Here is a 21,460-nt window from a genome sequence, read left to right on the forward strand (position 1 = left end):
CGTAAACTATGATAATCAATGAGAAAAAATGCAGAAAAGTGTAATAATTTGTCGAAAAGTAGCTATAAATGTGTTATTTTAGTAAATTGGATTGTGCTATAAGTAGGGGGATGAGCTTTTTTTTATAAGAAGATTTAGGATTTTAAATCTACAGAAGGGATAATAAGTAATAATAAAAAAGACTGAAGCCATAATAACTTCAATCTTTTTAATGGATTATTTTAATGTTAATAATGTGACTGATTCAACATGCGCAGTTTGGGGAAACATGTCAATCGGTTGAATATATTGAATGTCATATACTTTTGTAAGCTCCTGTAAGTCTTTTGCTAAAGTAGATGGATTACAAGAAGTATAAACAAAGCGTTTTGGTTTAACTTGTAAAATTGTATTAAGAAGGCTTGGTGCAAGACCCGTTCTTGGAGGGTCTACTGTTAGTACATCTGGCGCGAATTTTTCTTTGCGCCATTTTGCTAACCATTCTTCAGCGGAGCCTGTCACGTATTTAACATGGTTAAAGCCATGCTTTTTGGCGTTTAGCTTAGCATCTTGAATACTTTCTGGAATAATATCCATCCCACGTACTTCTTTTGCGTCCTTTGCTAACCAAAGACCGATTGTACCAACGCCACAATAAGCATCAACAACAGTTTCTTTGCCTGTTAATGCAGCTGCTTTTTTAATCTCATTATAGAGATGGACAGTTTGAGTAGGGTTAAGTTGGAAGAAGGCACGTGCTGATAAATCAAAAGCAAGTTCACCAAGTTCTTCATGAATCGTCTCTTTTCCAGCTAGTGTGTATGTCTCGTCACCAAAGATTAATGAGGTTTTTTCAGCATTGATATTTTGCACGATGGATACGACAGCTGGATCAATTTGTTTTAATTTTTCAACAAGCACTTCTTTTTTAGGGAAGTTTTTACGTGTCGTAATAAGCACGAGTTGTACTTCACCTGTTTTTATTCCAGTACGAACAACAATTGTACGTACAATTCCTTTTGAGCGACCATCGTAAATAGGGATGTTAAGCTCATCTAAAATATGTTTTGTAGCCGTTGTGATTTTCGTTGTTGCAGGGTGTTGTACAACGCACTCTTCGATGTTCAACAGTTTATGACTATTGGCAGAATACAAACCAGCAAGAACTTTATTGTCAGGCTTACGTACTTGGAATTGACTTTTGTTTCGGTAATGCCAAGGATCGTCCATGCCGATTGTAGGACGTACATCGATTTTGTTTGCTTGTGATTTTACATACTTTGTTAGAGCTTGAACGATGACATCTCGTTTTGCTGCTAGCTGTCCTTTGTATGTTATATGTTGTAATTGGCAACCTCCACATTCCTCATAAACTGGACATGGTGGTGTTTGTCGTATCGGTGATTTTTTGTGAATTTTTACAACTTCAGCTTCTGCAAAGTTACGGTTTACTTTCGTTACTTGTGCGGAGACGTCTTCACCAGGAAGTGCGCCTTTAACGAAAACAACGTTACGCTTATAGTAGCCGATTCCTTCACCATTAATGCCGAGCCTTTTAATTGTTATATTAAGTTTCTGTCCCATTTCCATAATTGATTGTTGCGTCAAAAATTACACGTCCTTTTTCGCTATGTTCCTTCATTATAACGAACGGTCGTGTGTTTTGAAAGAACCAGCTAATCCGGCTTGTTTGTTTACAAGATTATTAATGGAATCAAAGCGATAACCTTTTTTGCGTGCAGCTTCGATGAATTTTGGTAAAGCTTCCGCATTATCAGGCGACACTGTATGCATGAGGACAATGGCACCAGGGTGTAGCTGTGACATAAGGTTGTCGTATGCATATTTCCAGCCTTGAGGTTTGTCTGCAAGCCAGTCTTTAAAGGCAATTGACCAGAAGATATGTCGGTAGCCAGCATCATTACCTACTTGCAGTAGTTTTTCGTTAAATGAACCTTCAGGTGGTCTAGCAAAAATAGTTCGTTCAACTTTTGTAATCTCTCTTAGTTTATCATCGAACTTCTTCCATTCCTTTAATATTTCTTCTTCACTTAGTCTTGCCATATTCGGGTGACCATACGAGTGGTTACCAATATCATGACCTTCTTCAATCATGCGTTTAACAAGAGGGGTAGCGCTCGTTAAATAATGACCTGTCAGGAAAAATGTCGCTTGAATTTTTTCCTTTTTTAAAGTGTCAAGTATGCTTGCTGTATAGCCATTTTCATAGCCATTATCAAAGGTTAGATAGATAACCTTTTCATCTGGACTTCCTTTATAAAGAGCTCCGTACTTTTCTAAGGTTTGATCAAATGCTGCACCAGCTTCTGGTTGTTGTTCGTTTTGAGCTTTTTTAAAACCCCAATGAAGCTCATCTGCAAAAGCGCTAAACGGATTGACTATGGCACCAATAAAAACAATAGCACTTGCTATGACAATTCCGAGCAAATGGTTTTTCCACATAAAAACGCAACCTTTCTATTTTTAATGTAGGTTGCGCTAAGGGACGTTATTTATGCGTACAAATTTTCTAATGCAGCTTCTAATGTTGGATATTCAAAATGAAAGTTTTCTGTTAGTAAAACTTTTGGTAAAACCTGCTGTCCTTCTAAAACGAGATTACTTTTTTCACCTAATACAATTTTTAATAAAAATGAAGGAGTAGGAAACCAATGTGGTCTACCAAGAACGGAGGCAATTATTTCGCCTACTTGCTTCATCCTAATTGGATTAGGAGATGTTACATTAAAGGGTCCAACTATATGATTATTTTCTAATGCAAAACATAATGCAGATGCAACATCTTTTACATGTACCCAAGATACCCACTGTGAACCAGATCCAACTGTACCACCTACAAAAAGTTTATATGGTAAAACCATTAGAGATAGTGCACCAGCATCTTTACCTAAGATGACACCGAAACGTGCTGTTGCTACACGAACTCCAAAGTTTTCGGCCTTTTTTGCTTCTTGCTCCCAGTGTCTGACGGTTTTACCTAAAAAGTCTTTTGCCACATGAGATGAGCCTTCGGTATAGGTTGCAGCTTTTGAAGATGGATAGATGCCAATTGCACTGGCATTGATTAGTACTTTAGGTTTCACATCAATTGTTTCAATTATACGTAGGACTTCTTTAGTGGCAGATATACGACTGTCGTAGATGTCCTTTTTCCGCTTTTCTGTCCATCTCCCATCATTTAAAGAAGTACCAGCTAGATTAATAAAGGCATCTATACTTTGTAAATGTGCTTCAGGCATTGCATTTTCTGTTAGCCATTGTATATAGTGAATACCATTTGCTTCATAGCTTTTTTTTCGCGTTAAGATAAAAATGTCATGACCTTGATGCTGTAAAAGTTTTGTAAGCTCACGTCCTACTAAACCAGTGCCACCTGTAATTGCAATTTTCATAATTTTGCCGTCCCTCCATGTAAGAATAGTTAGTGTCAAAACATGAACTTTTTGAATGCTCTAATCAAATCAAGTGTAATAGCTTTCCATACATATGTATGCTTTCATTATATGTAAGTATAGATGAAATGAAGGTAACTTAGAAAAGATGTATACTATATCTAAGTGAAGGAGTGTTTCGATGACTCGAGTAATCACAAAAATAACGCGCCAAAAGAAAAACCAAGAGCGCTATAATATCTTTTTAAATGAAGAATACGCTTTTAGTGTTGATGAAACCATTTTAATTCAGTTTGGCCTGACAAAAGGTAAAGTGATTGAAGGGCTCGAGCTAGATGAGATTGCCTTTGATGATGAAATTCAAAGAGCGTATAATCGTGCACTAGGTTTTCTGAGTTATCAAATGCGCAGTGAATATGAAGTAAGAAAGAAGCTTCTTGATTTAGAATTTGGAGAGGCTGTTATTCAAGAAGCTATTCAAAAATTAAATAAACATGGCTTTTTAAATGATGCCACATATACAAAAGCACTTCTTGAAACGAAGAAGAAGACTGCTAAAAAAGGCCCTCGTGCAATTAGACAAGATATGCAGAAAAAAGGTATTGATAAAAAGTTACAAGAAGAAGTGCTAGAAACCTTTTCTGAGGAAGAGCAACTTAGTATTGCCTTGAAGTTAGGAGAGAAGGTAGCTTTTTCTGAACGACGTAAAACGCCGACTCAAGTAAAACAGAAAATTCAAGATAACTTAATGCGAAAAGGCTATTCCTTTGCGATAATAGAGCAAGTACTTGAACAAATTGAATTTTCACGAGAAGATGGTGAATGGCAACAAATGATTCAAGTGCAAGGGGACAAAGCATGGCGTAAATATGCTACGAAATATAGCGGATATGATTTGCATATGCGTGTAAAGCAAACTCTATATCAAAAAGGCTTTCCAGCTGATATTATAGAAACTTTCATAGAAGAGAAGGGGCAAGAAAATGGATAAAAAATATAGCGATATGACACCATCAGAATTACGAACAGAAATCGCAACATTAAAAGAAAAGGCGAGAAAAGCAGAGCAACTAGGTATTCTCAATGAATTTGCTGTTTATGAACGAAAAGCATTGATGGCGCAAGCTTTTTTATTGAACCCAGACGATTTCAAACCTGGCGAAATGTATCGTATTGAAGGTGATCCAGGTGTGTTCTTTCAATTGGAATACTTAAAAGGACGCTTTGGATGGGGATATCGACTTGGTGGCGATCATTATGAAGAAGCTTTACCAATTTCAATGTTAACACCTGTAAAGGAAGGTATGTAAATTGGAAGCAATAGTAGATCAACTTGTAATGGAACTAAAAGATAGTAATGAATTATTAACAGAAGAACGTGCGCGCGTGTGGATTGAATTATTATGGTCTGATTTTGAAGCGACATACGCAAAAGCTGGTTATGATTATCAAGGTGCTGAAATGACTGAAAAAATTATTCGCCAATGGATTCAAGGCTATGGTCATCAACTACATGAATTTGCAGGACGTAATCCAAAATATGCTCACCTACTAGACGCAACTGACAACTGATTACAATAAACTGGCCGCTACGATCAATGTGTAGCGGTCAGTTTATTGAGGATGTTTATTAGTTGATAGCATTTTTTTAATACTCATCAAGCAACTTCATCAGAAACAAAAAAGAGCTGCCGATTTCGGCAGCTTTTCTAAAGGTTTGATAAATAAAGGGGATAACTCGAGTTTGAAGGACTAGAAATACAACGGCCTTAGGACGTGAATATTCTGCTAAATAACAAAGAGGCGAGTTAGCGCAACAATCACTCAAATTAGTACAACAAAGTATGAAGTTAGCGCAACAAATAGCAGTGAAAATGCAACAATCACTTGAGTTAGTGCAACAGTTGGATTTCTAAACGAGCGCCTTTGATTCGAGCCTTCCAGTGCTTGTCGGGGCTGAACGGGCTGCTTTAGCATTTAAGTTAATCCACAATCAGTTTCTTTCTTAATTTGTCTTCGCTAAATATCCAGCCTGTGTAGGATTGGATGACATCAAGATTGTCGTTTAGTAGTGCGACGGCAACGAATGGATAATGATTTTCGCTTCGGTAACGTAGATCGATTAAGCGTACTTCATGGTAATTGTTTTCAAGCTCGCTTATTTCCCAACGGTATAAGGGAGAGAATGATACGAATGCAGCTAAATTGGAATCTTCTAATGCTGCGTGAAATAATGGCGTGTCTGGTAGTGGTTCTATTGGGAATTTATCGTATATGGTGATAGAGCGCCCATAAGCTCGTCCGACGTAGTGAGTGGAGCTTGAATTGACTGCAACACGCCATTGGAAAAAGCGCATTGTTGGTGAAAGTATTATTTTTTCGGCATCTGGAATGGTATTTTTAACAGCATGTTTAACGGCTTGCTGTAAGGTAAAGCGGATTAAATAGTAAATCACAATAATGCTATATAAACTTGTTATTGTCCAAACGGGATCAAAACCAAACGCCCATAGCATTAGCGCTATTACATGTAATCCGAAAATTATAGGATCGAATGTGTTAATAACACCGAGTGCAATCCATTTCTTCGATAGTGGCCGTAATGCTTGTGTTCCATATGCATTAAAAATATCAACAAAAACGTGAAGAAAAACTGCCGAAAATGTCCAAAGCCATAGATGCAATATATTAGCACCTTGAAATAACAAAGATAACACGCCTGTTATTAAAATAGGCCATAATATAACAGCGGGAATTGAATGCGTAATTCCGCGGTGGTTTCGAATATAAACAGCATTATTACGCAATTTTAAAACTGTATCGATATCGGGTGCTTGTGATCCAACGATTGTTGCTGTAATAACTGCAGCTGTTGTCATGGAACTATCTGCTACTACTGGGTCAGCTAATGCTAAACCACCTAGTGCAATACCCATTACTAAATGTGTTCCTGAATCCAAAAATAATCAGCTCCTTAAATATTGGGAGAGAAATTGTTTCAATTGTTTTAGATAAAATTATCGGTTGGTTACATTTTATAGCTTGATGCATTTTTAAAATAAATCGAAAATACCTAGGAGGAAAAAGTGTACTATCAATATAAACATCAATTCCAACAAGCATTAGTCGAGTGGTTTAATAAAGAAAAACGGGATTTACCGTGGAGAAAAACGAACGACCCTTATAAAATTTGGGTATCAGAAGTGATGCTTCAACAGACAAGAGTCGACACGGTTATCCCATATTATGAACGATTTTTAAGTGAATTTCCAACAATTCGACATTTGGCAGACGCCCCAGAGGAGAAGTTGTTGAAGCAATGGGAAGGGTTAGGATACTATTCACGTGCACGCAATTTACAAGCAGGTGTTCGAGAAGTGGTCGAAAATTACAACAGCAAAGTGCCCGATAATCGACCAGAAATTTCGAAACTAAAAGGCGTTGGGCCGTACACTGCAGGAGCGATTCTTAGTATTGCCTATAATAAAGCAGAGCATGCTGTTGATGGCAATGTTATGCGTGTACTAAGCAGAGTTTTACTAATTGAAGAAGATATTGCACTTCCTAAGACGAAAAAAACGTTTGAAAATGCTGTTATGGAACTCATTGACCCAATACATCCATCCGAATTTAATCAAGGATTGATGGAATTAGGTGCGATGATCTGTACTCCGACTTCTCCCAAGTGCTTATTATGCCCAGTAAGAGAATTTTGTACAGCTTTCAATGAGGGGAATCCGGAGAATTTACCTATTAAAACGAAAAAAATAAAAATGAAGCACATTCCTTATGATGTGTATGTTGTGAGAAATACTAAAGGCCAATTTTTAATCGAAAAGCGTCCTGAAAAAGGTCTACTAGCGAATATGTGGCAATTTCCAATAATTGAGCGAAAAACAGATACTGATATTACAAACGAAACGATTTTATCAGAACAATATAGTTTAAACTTATTATCACGCGAAAAATTAACTTCATTCAAACATATTTTTTCACATTTAACTTGGCATATAGAAAGTTACTTTGTTAGTTGTGAGGAGCAACAAATCATCCCCGATAATTGCCAATGGTTTACGGTTGAAGAGATGTCTGCTTTACCAATGCCAGTACCAATGCAGAAAGTATGGCAAAGATATCAAATCGAATCATCAAATTTATAAAGAAAATATTACCAAGAATAAATATCTCCAAGCTACGCAAATTAGATAGCACGGAGGTGATTTCCATGAAAAAGAATCAAAACAGTGCAAACAAATCACAAAACAATGCGCAAAACAATGCGCAAAACATGTTTGAGGAGTTTGGAGCTGAAACTGATTTCAGCGAAGTAGCAAAGCAAAATAATAAAGCTGAGCAAAACAAGCAAACAGCTTCGGGTAAATTTAATAAAAATCAAAATAACTCGAACTAATCATGGGACACACCCTAATAAGCGAAGGCTTTTTGCCTTCGCTTATTTTTTGCTACAAGTTTTTAATCATGATTGTTATAATGTTAAGCAAAGAGCGCTTTTCCAATAAGTGTTTATCGAAAAGGTGGGCATTAGCATGGCGATTCCATTAGAAGGTGAAACAATACAAATACATAGTTATAAACACAATGGCCGTATCCACCGTGTCTGGCAAGAAACGATGGTATTGAAAGGCACAAAAAATATAGTCATCGGAGCGAATGAACGTACACTCGTAACGGAAGCGGATGGTAGAACATGGCTAACACGTGAACCGTCCATTTGTTACTTTCATGCAGAGCACTGGTTTAATATTATTTGTATGTTGAGAGAAGATGGAGTATATTACTACTGTAATATGAGCTCTCCATTTGTTTTTGATAATAACGCTATTAAGTATATTGACTATGACTTAGATGTAAAAGTGTTTCCCGATATGTCTTATACTTTACTTGATGAAGATGAGTATGAACAACATAAGGAGGAAATGAGTTATCCATCTGTAATTGATCAAATATTGAAATCAAATGTTGATAAGTTACTTAGTTGGATTCACCAAAGACGTGGACCATTTGCGCCTGACTTTATAGAGGCTTGGACGAGCCGTTATCAATTTCAAAGAAGGCTTCATGATAATGACTAATAATTGCCTGTTGGTGAAAACCAGCAGGCTTTTCGCTTGAAAAGGGAGTGACTTTTTGGACAGTATTAAACGCTATATGCGATTCGTAAAGCCTTATAATTGGGAGATTCTATTAACACTAGTTATAGGAATTGTAAAATTTGCAATCCCATTATTTATTCCGATATTAATCAAAATTGTGATTGATGATATTGTGATGGCAGAAAATTTAACAAGTGATGAAAAAACATTACAGCTATTCTATTGGCTTGGCGGAACAGCTGTTGTATTTTTTGTTTTAAGACCACCAATAGAATATTATCGCCAATACTTTGCTCAGCATGTGAGTAATAAGATATTATATGATATTCGCAAAGAATTGTATGGACATCTTCAAAAGTTAAGCATGAACTATTATGCAAATGCACGTGCTGGTGAAATCATTTCACGTGTTATTAATGATGTGGAGCAAACGAAGAATTTTATCATGACCGGTCTGATGAATGTTTGGCTGGACTTAGCAACAATTCTAATCGCTATTGGGATTATGCTAACATTAGATGTGAAATTGACGTTAGTAACATTAATCGTCTTTCCATTCTATGCGTTTTGTGTAAAATATTTTTTCGGTAGATTACGTGATTTAACACGCAAACGCTCACAAGCATTAGCAGGAGTACAAAGCTATCTACATGAACGTGTTCAAGGAATGAGCATTATAAAAAGTTTCACATTAGAGAAGCATGAACAGAAAATTTTCGATGAGACAAACGGGGAGTTTTTAGACAAGGCACTTGATCAAACCAAATGGAATGCTAAAGCTTTTGCTGTGATTAATACGATTACTGAAGTAGCCCCGTTACTCGTCATTGGATTTGCAGGTTATATGGTTATTCAAGGACCGCTTTCTGTTGGTGCGATGGTAGCGTTTGTTGCATATATCGATCGCCTATATGGACCATTACGTAGACTTGTAACTTCTTCAACGACATTAACTCAATCAATCGCCTCGATGGATCGTGTATTTGAGTTGATAGATGAGAAATACGATGTAGAAAACCAACCAAATGCCGCTGCACTACCTCCACTAAAAGGGGATGTACAATTTGAAAAAGTATCATTCCGATATACTGAAGATGAACAGAAAGTATTGAACAATGTAAGCTTTAACATTCAAGCAGGTCAAACAATTGCGCTTGTTGGAATGAGTGGTGGAGGTAAATCTACGATAGTCGGACTAATACCTCGATTTTACGACGTGGTGGAAGGTGCTATAAAAGTTGATGGAGTTGATATTAAAGAAGCAACAATCCATTCGCTACGCTCACAAATTGGAATCGTACTCCAGGATAATATTCTATTTAGCGATTCTGTTAAATCAAATATTTTAATGGGACGACCAGATGCTTCTGATGAAGAAGTAATTGCAGCAGCTAAGGCTGCTAATGCTCATGATTTCATCATGTCACTACCAGAAGGTTACAATACAAAAGTTGGAGAACGTGGTGTTAAATTATCTGGTGGACAAAAACAACGGGTTGCTATTGCCAGAGTCTTTTTGAAAAATCCGCCAATCCTTATTCTGGATGAAGCAACTTCAGCTTTAGATTTAGAAAGTGAATCACTAATTCAAGAATCATTAGACAAGTTAGCTCATGATAGAACAACAATCGTTGTAGCACACCGTTTATCAACAATCACACATGCCGATCAGATTCTAGTTATAGATCACGGTGAACTAAAAGAACAAGGTACACATGAGCAATTGATAGAACAACAAGGTATTTATCATAACCTGTTCCATATGCAAAGACTCGATGCATAATAAGTATGTAAAATAGCACATATAGCATGAAATAAAGACTTCTCATTTATGGGGAGTCTTTATTTTTTGTTATAAAAATACTGTTAATTTGAAAAGTATTGCAATTTTTCAAATTAACAGTATAAAATAGATAAAAAGAATTGAATATTTTGAAAATATCGAATTATCGAATTTAAAAGGAGGGACTATATGAGTGATCGTAAAGAATTACTACGAGTGAGAGGACTTCAGACGACATTTTTCACAGATGATGGTGAAATCCCTGCAGTAGATAATATTAATTTTTCGGTAAGAGAAGGTGAAATACTTGGCATTGTAGGAGAGTCTGGCTGCGGCAAGAGTGTAAGCGCATTATCGATTATGGGGCTTGTACCATCTCCGCCGGGTAAAATTACAGGTGGACAAATAGAATTTGATGGCAAGGATTTAACTAAGCTTTCTCAAAAAGAAATGCGTAAAGTACGAGGGAAAGATATAGCAATGATTTTCCAAGAACCAATGACGTCACTGAATCCACTATTTACAATAGGGAATCAATTGATGGAAGCTATATTAATCCATCATAAAGATTGGTCAAAAAAACAGGCTAGAAATCGGGCAATTGAAATGATGAAGTTAGTAGGTTTGCCAAGAGCTGAGGGGTTAATAAAGGAATACCCACATCAATTATCTGGTGGTATGCGACAACGTGTGATGATAGCGATGGCACTCGTCTGTGATCCAAAAGTACTTATTGCAGATGAACCAACGACAGCATTGGACGTTACGATTCAAGCACAAATTTTACAATTAATGAAGGACCTAAATGAGAGATTGAATACGGCCGTTATTATGATTACGCATGATTTAGGTGTTGTTGCAGAAACGTGTGAACGAGTTGTCGTTATGTATGGAGGGCAAGTAGTAGAAGAGGGTCCTGTCAAATTAATATTCAACGATCCACAACATCCATATACAAAAGGACTTATTCAATCTGTGCCGGATATGCGCTTTAAAAAACAACGGTTATATTCTATACCTGGAAACGTGCCAAAACCGGGATCCGTTAATACTGGTTGCCGTTTTGCTGCTCGGTGTGAATTTGCATTTGAGCAATGCCGTGTAGAAAATCCAAATTTATATCAAACAAGCCCAGAGCATAAGACGAGATGCTTCTTGCATGAAAGAAAGGAGATGTCTGCAGTTGACAGAGCCGTTGTTGAAAGTTAAAGGGTTAAAGAAATACTTTCCGATTCGCCAAGGGATGCTTGGAAAAGTATCCGGTCAGGTCAAAGCGGTTGATGATGTTTCCTTTTATGTGAATGAAGGCGAAACGCTTGGAATTGTAGGCGAATCCGGCTGTGGTAAATCTACTACGGGACGTATGCTTATGAGATTGCTAGAGCCAACAGAAGGAAGCATTGAATTTGATGGTAAACTGCTATCCGATTTATCTAATGAGGAAATGCGCAAAGCTCGCCGTGAGATTCAAATGGTTTTCCAAGATCCCTATGCCTCACTAAATCCTCGGCATTCAATAGGCAAAATTCTTGAGGAGCCTCTAGTTGTTCATGGTATTGGAGATGCCAAAGAACGTAAGAAAAAGGTCAATGAGTTCCTAGAAATTGTTGGTCTCAGTAGCTACCATGCCAGACGATACCCACATCAATTTAGTGGGGGACAAAGACAACGTATTGGTATAGCAAGAGCGTTAATGACAAATCCGAAATTGATTATTGCAGATGAACCTGTTTCAGCTCTAGACGTTTCGATTCAAGCTCAAGTTTTAAATTTAATGCAAGATTTGCAAAAAGATTTAAAGCTTACTTATATATTTATAGCGCATGATTTAGGGGTTGTTCGTCACATTAGTGACCGTGTAGGGGTCATGTATTTAGGGAAGATGGTTGAGTTAGCGGATAGTGAGTCTTTATATAGCAAACCATTACATCCTTATTCAAAGGCTTTATTATCAGCTGTTCCTGTACCGGATCCGAACTTTACACGGGAGCAAGTATTAATAACAGGGGATATTCCAAGTCCTTCAAATCCTCCTACGGGATGTACATTCCATACAAGATGTCCATTTAAAATGGATATATGTTCAAAAACAGTGCCTGTATTAAAGGAAGTTGAGAAAGGTCATTCTGTTGCTTGCCATTTATATAATGAGCAAGGTCAACAATGATAATAGAGCAAAGTGTGGAGGGGTTATGTATATGAGGAAAAAGAGATGGTTAGCTTTAGGCTTGATGTTATTGCTAGTATTGTCTACAGCATTAGCAGCATGTTCATCCGATGAAAAGGATGATGTTAAGGGTGATGATAAAGGCGACGGAGTGAAAAAAGAAAAAACGTTAGTCTTTGGTCGTGGGGGAGATTCTGTATCACTTGATCCTATTGCTACAACAGAGGGAGAAACTTACAAAGTAACAGAGAACTTATATGAAAAACTAATCAATTTTGGTGAACAAGATACAACCTTAAACCCAGGGTTAGCTAAGTCTTGGGAAGCTGCTGAAGATGGTTTAAGCTACACATTTGACTTACAAGAAGGCGTGAAATTCCATGATGGCACTGATTTTAACGCTGATGCAGTAGTGAAAAACTTTGAGCGTTGGATGAACGGCGATGCAGAAAAATTCCCTTACTTTAAATCAGTATTTGGTGGATTCAAAGATGAAAAGGGTCTAGTCATCAAATCTGTGAAAGCTGACGGTGATTTAAAAGTAGTTATCACTTTAAAACAACCTCAAGCTCCATTCTTGAAAAACCTTGCAATGAGTCCATTCGCTATTGCGAGCCCGACGGCATTTGAAAAGTTTGGTGATAAGTTTGGTGATAATCCAGTAGGTACTGGACCATTCAAATTTGTCTCTTGGAAACGTAATGACTCAATTACAATCGAAAAGAATCCAAATTATTGGCGAGAAGGCTTACCGAAACTAGATAAAGTAGTATTCCGCTCTATTCCAGATAACTCAACCCGATTAAACGATTTAATTTCTGGTGCAATTGATTTAGCAGATGGTATTAGTCCGTCGGATGCAGCATCGATTGAAAGTAATGCTGATTTACAATTACTTAAACGTCCATCTATGAACATTGGTTATCTTGGTTTAACTGTAACGCGACCACCTTTTGATAATGTAAAAGTTCGTCAAGCGATGAACTATGCAATCGATAAGCAAGCGATTGTTGATGCTTTCTTCGAAGGTCAAGCTGAAGTTGCGAAAAACCAAATGCCACCAGTAATTAGTGGCTACAATGACGATGTTAAAGGTTATGAGTATGATCCAGAAAAAGCTAAGGCTTTATTAAAAGAAGCAGGCTATGATGGTAAACAAATCGAGTTATGGGCGATGCCTGTACCACGCCCGTATATGCCAGATGGTAAAAAAATTGCTGAAGCAATTCAAAAGAACCTAGCTGACGTTGGTATGAAGAGTAAAATTGTTTCATATGAATGGGGCGTATATTTAGATAAAGCTGAAAAAGGGGAAGCAGATGCATTCTTACTTGGCTGGACTGGCGATAACGGAGATGCGGATAACTTCTTATATGCTCTTCTTGATGAGGATAGCATAGGTAGTAACAACTACACTTACTACAAAAATTCTAAAACTCACAAATTATTAATTGAAGCTCAAACAGAAGTAGATGAAGAGAAGCGTAATGCGCTATACAAAGAAGTTCAAGAAATCTTTAAAGAAGAAGCACCTTGGGTTCCACTAGCTCACTCTACACCACTATTAGCTAGTAAATCAGATGTCATTAACTTATTACCACACCCAACTGGTTCTGACAGATTAGAAAAAGTAGATTTTAAATAAGCTAGACAACTAAACTACGCCTTTCGCTTATTTGGCGGAAGGCGAGTTTTTTCAAATAAGAGTTATTCAACATGATGAGATGGAGAGGTGAAGAGAATGCTTCACTATATTGGAAAAAGACTATTACAGTTAATCCCGGTTTTGCTCGGAATGACCTTTATTGTATTTTTAATAATACGTGCAATTCCAGGGGATCCTGCTCAAGTAATTTTAGGACAGCATGCTACAAAAGAAGCGAGAGCGGCGTTGCGAGCAAGCCTAGGATTAGATAACCCTTGGTATATTCAGTACTTTAATTATTTAGGTGATCTATTGACAGGTGATTTGGGCGAGTCGATGCGTACGAAAGCAACAGTATCAAGCGAGTTGTGGCCTTATTTAGCCGCTACATTTGAATTGGCTCTTTTTGCAATGATTTTAGCAGTAATCATTGGAGTGAATGCAGGAATTGTTTCTGCATGGTTCCAAAATTCTTGGTTTGATTATTTTGCAATGATTTTAGCACTTATCGGTGTATCTATGCCTATCTTCTGGTTAGGTTTAATGGGGCAGTGGGTATTTGGTATTCAACTAGATATACTTCCTACATCAGGTAGAGAGGATGCCAGGAATCCTGTCGATTCTATTACATACTTGTATGTTGTAGATACAATAATTCATGGTCGATTTGATCAGCTTTGGGATGTATTAAAACATTTAATATTACCTGCAGTTGCATTAGCGACTATCCCAATGGCAATTATTGCGAGAATGACTCGTTCAAGTATGCTTGAAGTGATGCGTTCTGATTATGTTCGAACAGCACGAGCTAAAGGGCAAAATATGTTTTGGGTTGTCTATAAACATGCTCTCAAAAATGCCATCATTCCTGTATTAACAGTAATTGGTTTGCAAATGGGATTACTATTAGGTGGGGCTATCTTAACAGAGACTATCTTTAGTTGGCCAGGTATTGGTCGCTACATTTACGATGCTATTGGATACCGCGATTATCCGGTTATACAATCTGGTATTTTAGTGATAGCTTTTGTTTTTGTAATGATCAATTTAATCGTAGATATTTTGTATAGTTTTATAGATCCGAGGATTAAATATGACTAAGGAGGGGGGAGTCCGATATGTCTGAAATGGCACCGAATGCAACTATAGATGTAGTGATTAAACAAGATCAATCGGTTGGTCCATGGAAAGAAGCGTGGCGTAGCTTTAAGAAAAGTAAAGCTGCGCTTGTAGGGGCAGTAATTGTTGTGTTCTTCATCCTACTAGCTATAGTTGGTCCATTGTTTGTTCCAGAAGGAATTAATGAACAAGTGTTAAAGGATCGTTTACAACCACCATCTGCTGAGCATTGGTTTGGTACAGATGATTTTGGCCGAGACATTTTTTCACGAGTCGTGCACGGCGCTAGAATATCACTTTGGGTTGGTTTTTTCTCGGTTATTGGTTCAGTTGTAGTAGGAAGTATGTTGGGGATTATTGCTGGCTATTACGGCCGATGGATGGATACCATCATCTCACGAATTTTCGATATCATGTTAGCGTTCCCAAGTATATTACTTGCCATAGCAGTTGTATCAATACTTGGTCCATCTTTGCAAAACGCTTTAATTGCTATTGCAATTATTAATGTTCCGAACTTTGGAAGACTCATTCGTTCAAAGGTATTGAGCATTAAGCAGGAAGAGTATATTACTTCTGCAAAAGCGATTGGTATGAAGGATGCACGGATTCTTTTTTCACATATTTTACCGAATTCGATGACGCCGGTTATTGTGCAAGGAACACTTGCCATCGCATCTGCAATTATTGAAGCGGCTGCACTTGGCTTTCTTGGACTTGGAGCAGAAGCACCTACACCAGAGTGGGGTAAAATGTTAGCTGATGCACGTATCTATTTAATCAATGCTCCTTGGACTATGATTTTCCCAGGTTTAGCGATTATGTTAACTGTTCTAGGGTTTAACTTAATGGGTGATGGTTTAAGAGATGCACTTGATCCTAAAATGAAAAACTAAACGATAAAAGCATCCAATGTGTCGAGTAAATCGATACATTGGATGCTTTTTTAGAATATGCTGTCTTCAATTTCAAGTTTAATTTCATCACCATGGTGATTTTGATACGACATAATAAGCGTATCTAAATGCTCTAAGTTTTCTTCATAATCTAAAATACGAGAGAGTATATGCAGTAAATGATAGCTTGAAAATTCTTCGTCCTCATCATTTTCGCGTGAAATGGCAATTTGTTCTGCGAAAATATCCATAACTTCGTTTCTTTGTAAATATTCCTCTTGACCAATCCAAGCCTTATGATCAGGCTTTAGTTTCCCAGAATACTTCAAAAAGAGTTGTTCGTGATAAGTAAGGAGGAAATCTAAACGTTCTTGAATCATAATATGAAACTGCTCAGGAAGTTTTGATAACTCGTTTTCATGCAAATGTAGTCTTTGTAAAACTTCTAAACTTTTTTTCGATGTGGTAATCATCTGTCTATAAACAACAAGCTTTCTTGCTTTTACATGCTTTTCATTTTTTATATATCTACGTTCTTCCTTATAAAATAAATATAACTGATTGAGCTTTAAATGATGCTCTTTTAATTTTCGCAAAGATTGTTTTGTTGATGTATGTTCAGATGCTTGACGAACTGCAAGTCGCGTCCAGCGAATAATTTCATCCTGCAACAGATTGATGGATTGAAATAATTTTGTTTCATAACGAGGCGGTAAAAAGACAAGGTTGACGACGAACGCGGCAAGTACCCCGATGAGCACTGTAACAAATCGAATCAAACCGAAAGTAAGAAAATCATCACCTTGGACTTCTAAAATCGCGATGACGGTTACAAGAGATAAGGAAATACAATTTTCCAAACCAAGTCGAATAACGATAGAAATAGTTATGATAGCAGCTAATCCGACGGCTACATATTGATGGCCGAATAGTAAACCAAATGAAACAGCTATTGCAGCGCCGATTAAATTCGATTGTACTTGTTCTAAAATTGTTAAATAAGAGCGATAAATAGATGGTTGGATTGCGAAAATAGCAGCAATGCCGGCAAAGACCGGTGATGGTAAGTTAAGCAAATTTGCAATATATAGTGCAAATACAATAGCTAAACCTGTTTTTAAAATACGGGCACCTAATTTCATTTGAAATGGGTAACCTCTCTTTCTGTATACTAGTATTCCGCTACTTTAACCGATTACCTCAAGATGGTCAACAACGGATTATTCATGAACTTAATTAACTTATGTCGGTAACCTATAGTGTAGACAAAAAAACGACGTTTTTTCAAAAAATTGATACAATTATTGTAAAAGTGAATAGGGGGATTAAAAATGACAGTACTAGAAGGACAACAAGCACCAAATTTTTCTTTAAAAAATGAACAGGGTGAACTGGTATCACTTGCAGATTACAATGGAAAGAAATCGGTAGTGCTATATTTTTACCCAAAAGATATGACACCTGGTTGCACTACAGAGGCATGTGATTTTAGAGACTTCTATAATGATTTCTCTGATCTAAATACCGTTATTTTAGGAGTAAGTCCTGATGATGGAAAAAGACATGTGAAATTTATAGAAAAGCATGGTTTACCATTCTCGCTATTAGTAGATGAGGAACATGCGGTTGCGGAAAAATATGGCGTTTGGAAATTGAAGAAAATGTACGGCCGTGAATATATGGGTATCGAACGCACTACTTTTATAATAGATGAAAATGGGGTAGTTATTAAAGAATGGCGGAAAGTACGGGTGAAAGGACATATTGAAGAGGTGCTAACGTATATACGAGAGAAGGGGGAATAATTATGATAGTGTATTTTACTTTTGATCCAAGACCAGATTTAAAAGAGGGACTAATACAAGATTTTCCTACTATTGAATTTATCTTTCATAACAATATAGACCATACTGTGTTAAAAGAGGCAGAAGTTGTAGTTACTTATGGTGAAGATATTGAGGCCAAGCAAATCAGGTTAGCGGAGAAGCTAAAATGGATAATGGTTGCTTCTGCAGGGATAGAGAAAATGCCTCAAAAGGAAATTGCTGAACGTGGTATTGTTGTTTCTAATGTACGTGGCATTCATAAAATTCCAATGGCAGAATCTGTACTAGCTCATGTTCTATCATATAAACGAGGGCTTGCATGGATTTATGAACAAGAGAAAAAAGCTGAATGGAAACGTAAGTCTAAAGCAACGGAGCTTCACGGTTCTACCGCGCTTATTTTAGGGCCTGGTGCAATTGGTTCCGAGATTGGCCGATTGTTGCAAGCTTTTGGCGTACATACAATAGGATGTAATCGCTCAGGAAGTAAAGCAGATTATATGGATGATATGATTTCTTTTAGTGCATTGCAAAAGGCATTACCAAGCGCTGATATAGTTATCTCAGTTTTACCAAGTACTGCAGATACACAACATTTATTAAAGAGTGAACATTTCGAAGCGATGAAAGGCAGTGCGTTATTTATGAACTTCGGCCGCGGAGATTTAGTGTCAACAGATGTATTGATAAACGCATTGAATGCAGGAGAAATCGCACATGCAGTATTAGATGTATATGAAGAAGAACCACTACCAGAAGATCATCCTTTTTGGCAGATGAGTACTGTTACTGTTTCGCCTCATGTCTCAAGTTATTCTTCTCGGTATTTGGAGCGTAGTTTAGAAATTTTTAAACCTAACTTAAAAAAGTGGATAGAGGGAGATACAGAACTTATTAACAAAATGGATATTACTAGAGGCTATTAGTAGGGAACTTTTATCGTTGTAGGAGAAAGTATCATTAATCAGGAGCAATTGAGAATGATATAAGGGATAAAATGATATGTTTTTGATGATTAGAGCTAATTTTTGATAGTTAATAAATAATAATAGATTAAAAACGCGAACAAAAAGGTGACTCGTAGATGGATATGTTGACATTTGCCCTAGTTTTTAAGTAAACTAATTATAACAATTATAAACTAATAATTTTTATGAATTGAGGTGCATGGCGATGACTGAAGTGCAATTGAAAAGCGCTCTAGACACGCTAAAGACAACAGGCGTAAGGATCACCCCCCAACGTCATGCTATTTTAGAGTACTTAATCGAAACAATGTCACATCCAACAGCTGATGAAATATACAAAGCACTTGAAGGGAAATTCCCTAATATGAGTGTAGCAACGGTTTATAATAATCTTCGTGTATTCCGAGAATCAGGTTTAGTGAAAGAATTAACATATGGTGATAGCGCGAGTCGTTTTGATTTTGTTACAAATAAGCACTATCACATTATTTGTGAAGGCTGTGGGAAGATTGTAGACTTCCATTACCCAGGACTTGATGAGGTTGAACATTTCGCCGCTCATGTCACTGGCTTCAAAATCAATTCACACCGTATGGAGATTTATGGAACTTGTCCAACGTGTTCTGAGCAAGCTACGAAAGTTCAATAAGTAAGGGAGCTACTTAAATGTCAAGAATGACACATAGGTAGCTTCTTTTTATGGTAAACTATATAATGCTTTTTTGATAAAAAAACCTCGTTACAATTTAGTAACGAGGCGAAGGCATTAATTTTTACGATTTGTGCGATTGTTTAGTGATTGATCAAACTCTTGTCCTTCTAATGAAGGATCTAAAGTAAGCGGTTCATTGCAATACATACACATGTCTACACGTCCAAGCACTTTCGTGTGTTTATGGCAACCCGGACATTCAACTAATACTGCACGGGTTGAAAGGAATCCAATCCAACCATATACAAAAGTACTTCCAAGAATACAGAGGACACCTAGTGTCATGAAGATAATAACTAACCATTGATGTTCTCTGAAGAAAATGGCACCGTACATAATGATAAAGCCAATAAATATGAGAGATAAAGCAAATGAACGGATTTTATTTATCTTGTTTTTATATGGTTTCATTTGTAAGCCTCCTAATCTACAACATACTATAACACAAAATGATATCGTAATATGAAGTGAAAATTTTATGCAGGAATCTTATTATTTTTGTCGAAAGTTTAAGACAGAGTAAATTGACTATTGACTATAGGAGGATCATTATGGAGCAGCTACTACGACCCATATACCAAGAACGAGCAAGTCACCCGAATACACTAGGTGTAATCTTAATAGAAAAAAGGGAAGAAGTAAGCCCGATCACAGATACATTTGATACGATACTTCTTATTATAACAAAACAAAGTGACCGACCAGTCTTTACAAAACATTATACATTTAAAGATAAAAAAGCTGCTATGCACATCATTACGGAGAAGCAGTTAAACAAATGGTTATTAGTAGGAACTAATAAGAAGATAGTCGACTGGCTATTCTTTGGAAAAGTATTATTCGATCGTAATGAGTATCTCTCTAATTTAAAGAAGGAACTGAAAGAGTTCCCTTTTTATGGTCGGAAAATCAAAATGGGTATTGAGTTTGCAAAGTTAATACGAAGATACTTAGAAGGTAAAGTATGCTTCGAAGAGAGAAATTACTTAGATGCCTATAATCATGTTGTTGAATCATTGCATCATTTAGCTCGTCTTGCTGTAATGGATAAAGGACTGTACCCCGAGGTTACAGTATGGTCGCAAGTAAAACAAATTGATCCAGCCATTTACAAATTATATGAAGAACTTATTACAAGCGAAGAATCATTAGATAAACGTTTAGAGTTATTATTTTTAGCAAGTGAATTCTTTATTCATTCTCGTACTGCAGAGGGTGCAACGCATGTAATAGAAGTAATGTCTCAAAAAGACTTTTGGACAATTCAAGAATTGCATGAACAAGAGGAGCTGAAGAACTATTCAGTTAACCTTGAAGTTTTCATCGAATACTTAATAGATAAAGGTTACATCTCTGTCGAGCGTGTAGAGACTAAGGGAAATAACATATATCATAGAGATTATAAGGTTGAAGAAATCGTTGATTAGTTGTATATTAATTGAGGCGTTTAAAACGTCTCAATTTTTTTTGGAAAAAGTGTTGACATGAGTATCGACGCTATTGTATTATATTAATTGTCGCTAAGACGTGTTGTTAAAACTTAAAACTTTCACTCGAAAAACTTTTTTAAAAAAGTTATTGACATCGAAAATGAAAGATGTTAAGATATTAAAGTCGCTGCAACAAACAACGACAACAACAAAATGAACCTTGAAAACTGAACATGCAAGACGTTAATCAATAAATGTTTTTGAACATCAACTCTGTTGGTGGAACAAAACAAAAAAATAGATATCATCTTCAGATGATACGCTAGCAAAGCTAATGAGCTTTCAAACTACTTTTATGGAGAGTTTGATCCTGGCTCAGGACGAACGCTGGCGGCGTGCCTAATACAT

General features: G+C 36.7%; 23 protein-coding genes. 16 read left to right on the top strand and 7 right to left on the bottom strand.

Annotated elements, in window-relative coordinates:
* Positions 1-216: 216 nt before the first annotated feature.
* From rlmD to ACQKM9_RS19235, 3 genes are read right to left on the bottom strand one after another with little or no spacing between them, the layout of a single operon-like run.
* A complete protein-coding gene (rlmD, locus tag ACQKM9_RS19225; RefSeq protein ID WP_427735982.1) occupies positions 217-1,587 on the bottom strand; it encodes a 23S rRNA (uracil(1939)-C(5))-methyltransferase RlmD in 1,371 nt (456 codons plus the stop codon).
* 33 nt (positions 1,588-1,620) lie between these two features.
* Entirely contained in the window at positions 1,621-2,442 is an 822-nt protein-coding gene (locus tag ACQKM9_RS19230; RefSeq protein ID WP_427735983.1) for a polysaccharide deacetylase family protein, read from the bottom strand.
* Between the two features lie 50 nt (positions 2,443-2,492).
* Positions 2,493-3,392 carry a TIGR01777 family oxidoreductase gene (locus ACQKM9_RS19235; RefSeq protein ID WP_427735984.1) on the bottom strand — a complete coding sequence of 300 codons (900 nt, stop codon included), beginning with the start codon at positions 3,390-3,392 and terminating at the stop codon, positions 2,493-2,495.
* Positions 3,393-3,573: 181 nt separating this feature from the next.
* Here ACQKM9_RS19235 and recX point away from each other — a divergent pair, with 181 nt between their 5' ends.
* Genes recX through ACQKM9_RS19250 form a run of 3 tightly spaced genes read left to right on the top strand, consistent with a single transcriptional unit; the run spans position 3,574 to position 4,964 of the window.
* Positions 3,574-4,383 (top strand): recombination regulator RecX, encoded by an 810-nt coding sequence (recX, locus tag ACQKM9_RS19240; protein ID WP_427735985.1) that lies wholly within the window; start codon positions 3,574-3,576, stop codon positions 4,381-4,383.
* Positions 4,376-4,702: a YfhH family protein gene (locus ACQKM9_RS19245; protein WP_038178552.1), complete on the top strand. Its 327-nt coding sequence runs from the start codon at positions 4,376-4,378 to the stop codon at positions 4,700-4,702. The genes recX and ACQKM9_RS19245 overlap by 8 nt, the downstream gene beginning before the upstream one ends.
* A 1-nt stretch (position 4,703) precedes the next feature.
* Complete coding sequence (locus ACQKM9_RS19250) at positions 4,704-4,964, top strand: YfhJ family protein (protein ID WP_427735986.1); 261 nt, start codon at positions 4,704-4,706, stop codon at positions 4,962-4,964.
* A 252-nt stretch (positions 4,965-5,216) separates the two neighbouring features.
* Here the strand turns inward: ACQKM9_RS19250 and ACQKM9_RS19255 are convergent, their stop codons facing one another.
* Together ACQKM9_RS19255 and ACQKM9_RS19260 are read right to left on the bottom strand one after the other, a co-directional pair.
* On the bottom strand, positions 5,217-5,369 hold the full coding sequence (locus tag ACQKM9_RS19255; RefSeq protein WP_427735987.1) for a hypothetical protein: 153 nt from the start codon (positions 5,367-5,369) through the stop codon (positions 5,217-5,219).
* A 5-nt stretch (positions 5,370-5,374) separates the two neighbouring features.
* A complete protein-coding gene (locus tag ACQKM9_RS19260; protein WP_427735988.1) occupies positions 5,375-6,352 on the bottom strand; it encodes a metal-dependent hydrolase in 978 nt (325 codons plus the stop codon).
* Positions 6,353-6,478: 126 nt separating this feature from the next.
* Between ACQKM9_RS19260 and mutY the strand changes: the two genes are divergently transcribed.
* The 9 genes from mutY (at position 6,479) to ACQKM9_RS19305 (ending at position 16,116) form a co-directional block, all read left to right on the top strand.
* A complete protein-coding gene (gene mutY, locus ACQKM9_RS19265; RefSeq protein ID WP_427735989.1) occupies positions 6,479-7,552 on the top strand; it encodes an A/G-specific adenine glycosylase in 1,074 nt (357 codons plus the stop codon).
* 65 nt (positions 7,553-7,617) lie between these two features.
* The gene (locus ACQKM9_RS19270; RefSeq protein WP_427735990.1) at positions 7,618-7,803 is read left to right on the top strand and encodes a hypothetical protein; all 186 of its coding nucleotides are present in this window, start codon (positions 7,618-7,620) and stop codon (positions 7,801-7,803) included.
* Positions 7,804-7,939: 136 nt separating this feature from the next.
* A complete protein-coding gene (ntdP, locus tag ACQKM9_RS19275) occupies positions 7,940-8,485 on the top strand; it encodes a nucleoside tri-diphosphate phosphatase (RefSeq protein ID WP_427735991.1) in 546 nt (181 codons plus the stop codon).
* Between the two features lie 55 nt (positions 8,486-8,540).
* The gene (locus ACQKM9_RS19280) at positions 8,541-10,289 is read left to right on the top strand and encodes an ABC transporter ATP-binding protein (RefSeq protein WP_427735992.1); all 1,749 of its coding nucleotides are present in this window, start codon (positions 8,541-8,543) and stop codon (positions 10,287-10,289) included.
* A 189-nt stretch (positions 10,290-10,478) separates the two neighbouring features.
* Complete coding sequence (locus ACQKM9_RS19285) at positions 10,479-11,498, top strand: ABC transporter ATP-binding protein (RefSeq protein ID WP_427735993.1); 1,020 nt, start codon at positions 10,479-10,481, stop codon at positions 11,496-11,498.
* The gene (locus ACQKM9_RS19290; protein WP_427735994.1) at positions 11,473-12,456 is read left to right on the top strand and encodes an ABC transporter ATP-binding protein; all 984 of its coding nucleotides are present in this window, start codon (positions 11,473-11,475) and stop codon (positions 12,454-12,456) included. The genes ACQKM9_RS19285 and ACQKM9_RS19290 overlap by 26 nt, the downstream gene beginning before the upstream one ends.
* Positions 12,457-12,487: 31 nt before the next feature.
* Positions 12,488-14,101, top strand: coding sequence for an ABC transporter substrate-binding protein (locus ACQKM9_RS19295; protein ID WP_427735995.1), 1,614 nt, complete (start codon positions 12,488-12,490; stop codon positions 14,099-14,101).
* A gap of 96 nt (positions 14,102-14,197) precedes the next feature.
* The gene (locus ACQKM9_RS19300; protein WP_427735996.1) at positions 14,198-15,202 is read left to right on the top strand and encodes an ABC transporter permease; all 1,005 of its coding nucleotides are present in this window, start codon (positions 14,198-14,200) and stop codon (positions 15,200-15,202) included.
* Between the two features lie 17 nt (positions 15,203-15,219).
* The gene (locus ACQKM9_RS19305) at positions 15,220-16,116 is read left to right on the top strand and encodes an ABC transporter permease (protein ID WP_427735997.1); all 897 of its coding nucleotides are present in this window, start codon (positions 15,220-15,222) and stop codon (positions 16,114-16,116) included.
* A gap of 50 nt (positions 16,117-16,166) precedes the next feature.
* On the opposite strand, the gene ACQKM9_RS19310 is transcribed toward ACQKM9_RS19305, so the two are convergent.
* The gene (locus ACQKM9_RS19310) at positions 16,167-17,258 is read right to left on the bottom strand and encodes an FUSC family protein (RefSeq protein ID WP_427735998.1); all 1,092 of its coding nucleotides are present in this window, start codon (positions 17,256-17,258) and stop codon (positions 16,167-16,169) included.
* 189 nt (positions 17,259-17,447) lie between these two features.
* Between ACQKM9_RS19310 and bcp the strand changes: the two genes are divergently transcribed.
* From bcp to perR, 3 genes are all read left to right on the top strand, one after another.
* Positions 17,448-17,921, top strand: coding sequence for a thioredoxin-dependent thiol peroxidase (gene bcp, locus ACQKM9_RS19315; RefSeq protein WP_427735999.1), 474 nt, complete (start codon positions 17,448-17,450; stop codon positions 17,919-17,921).
* 2 nt (positions 17,922-17,923) lie between these two features.
* Positions 17,924-18,868, top strand: a complete 945-nt coding sequence (locus tag ACQKM9_RS19320; RefSeq protein WP_427736000.1) for a D-2-hydroxyacid dehydrogenase — start codon at positions 17,924-17,926, stop codon at positions 18,866-18,868.
* A 247-nt stretch (positions 18,869-19,115) separates the two neighbouring features.
* On the top strand, positions 19,116-19,559 hold the full coding sequence (perR, locus tag ACQKM9_RS19325) for a peroxide-responsive transcriptional repressor PerR (RefSeq protein ID WP_179078290.1): 444 nt from the start codon (positions 19,116-19,118) through the stop codon (positions 19,557-19,559).
* 117 nt (positions 19,560-19,676) lie between these two features.
* On the opposite strand, the gene ACQKM9_RS19330 is transcribed toward perR, so the two are convergent.
* Positions 19,677-20,033 (bottom strand): YgzB family protein, encoded by a 357-nt coding sequence (locus ACQKM9_RS19330; RefSeq protein WP_427736001.1) that lies wholly within the window; start codon positions 20,031-20,033, stop codon positions 19,677-19,679.
* A 140-nt stretch (positions 20,034-20,173) separates the two neighbouring features.
* On the opposite strand from ACQKM9_RS19330, the gene ACQKM9_RS19335 reads away from it, so the two are divergent.
* The gene (locus ACQKM9_RS19335) at positions 20,174-21,049 is read left to right on the top strand and encodes a nucleotidyltransferase-like protein (RefSeq protein ID WP_427736002.1); all 876 of its coding nucleotides are present in this window, start codon (positions 20,174-20,176) and stop codon (positions 21,047-21,049) included.
* The last annotated feature ends 411 nt before the right edge of the window (positions 21,050-21,460 follow it).

It is taken from the genome of Viridibacillus sp. NPDC093762 (genome assembly GCF_050279675.1).
Taxonomy (GTDB): domain Bacteria; phylum Bacillota; class Bacilli; order Bacillales_A; family Planococcaceae; genus Viridibacillus.

Coding starts and splice junctions, on each gene's coding strand:
- ACQKM9_RS19305 (WP_427735997.1), top strand. CDS start 15,220: ATGTCTGAAATGGCACCGAATGCAACTATAGATGTAGTGATTAAACAA.
- perR (WP_179078290.1), top strand. CDS start 19,116: ATGACTGAAGTGCAATTGAAAAGCGCTCTAGACACGCTAAAGACAACA.
- ACQKM9_RS19285 (WP_427735993.1), top strand. CDS start 10,479: ATGAGTGATCGTAAAGAATTACTACGAGTGAGAGGACTTCAGACGACA.
- bcp (WP_427735999.1), top strand. CDS start 17,448: ATGACAGTACTAGAAGGACAACAAGCACCAAATTTTTCTTTAAAAAAT.
- ACQKM9_RS19330 (WP_427736001.1), bottom strand. CDS start 20,033: ATGAAACCATATAAAAACAAGATAAATAAAATCCGTTCATTTGCTTTA.
- ACQKM9_RS19235 (WP_427735984.1), bottom strand. CDS start 3,392: ATGAAAATTGCAATTACAGGTGGCACTGGTTTAGTAGGACGTGAGCTT.
- ACQKM9_RS19230 (WP_427735983.1), bottom strand. CDS start 2,442: ATGTGGAAAAACCATTTGCTCGGAATTGTCATAGCAAGTGCTATTGTT.
- ACQKM9_RS19300 (WP_427735996.1), top strand. CDS start 14,198: ATGCTTCACTATATTGGAAAAAGACTATTACAGTTAATCCCGGTTTTG.
- ACQKM9_RS19245 (WP_038178552.1), top strand. CDS start 4,376: ATGGATAAAAAATATAGCGATATGACACCATCAGAATTACGAACAGAA.
- ACQKM9_RS19335 (WP_427736002.1), top strand. CDS start 20,174: ATGGAGCAGCTACTACGACCCATATACCAAGAACGAGCAAGTCACCCG.
- recX (WP_427735985.1), top strand. CDS start 3,574: ATGACTCGAGTAATCACAAAAATAACGCGCCAAAAGAAAAACCAAGAG.
- ACQKM9_RS19320 (WP_427736000.1), top strand. CDS start 17,924: ATGATAGTGTATTTTACTTTTGATCCAAGACCAGATTTAAAAGAGGGA.
- ACQKM9_RS19270 (WP_427735990.1), top strand. CDS start 7,618: ATGAAAAAGAATCAAAACAGTGCAAACAAATCACAAAACAATGCGCAA.
- ACQKM9_RS19310 (WP_427735998.1), bottom strand. CDS start 17,258: ATGAAATTAGGTGCCCGTATTTTAAAAACAGGTTTAGCTATTGTATTT.
- ACQKM9_RS19295 (WP_427735995.1), top strand. CDS start 12,488: ATGAGGAAAAAGAGATGGTTAGCTTTAGGCTTGATGTTATTGCTAGTA.
- ACQKM9_RS19255 (WP_427735987.1), bottom strand. CDS start 5,369: ATGCTAAAGCAGCCCGTTCAGCCCCGACAAGCACTGGAAGGCTCGAAT.
- ntdP (WP_427735991.1), top strand. CDS start 7,940: ATGGCGATTCCATTAGAAGGTGAAACAATACAAATACATAGTTATAAA.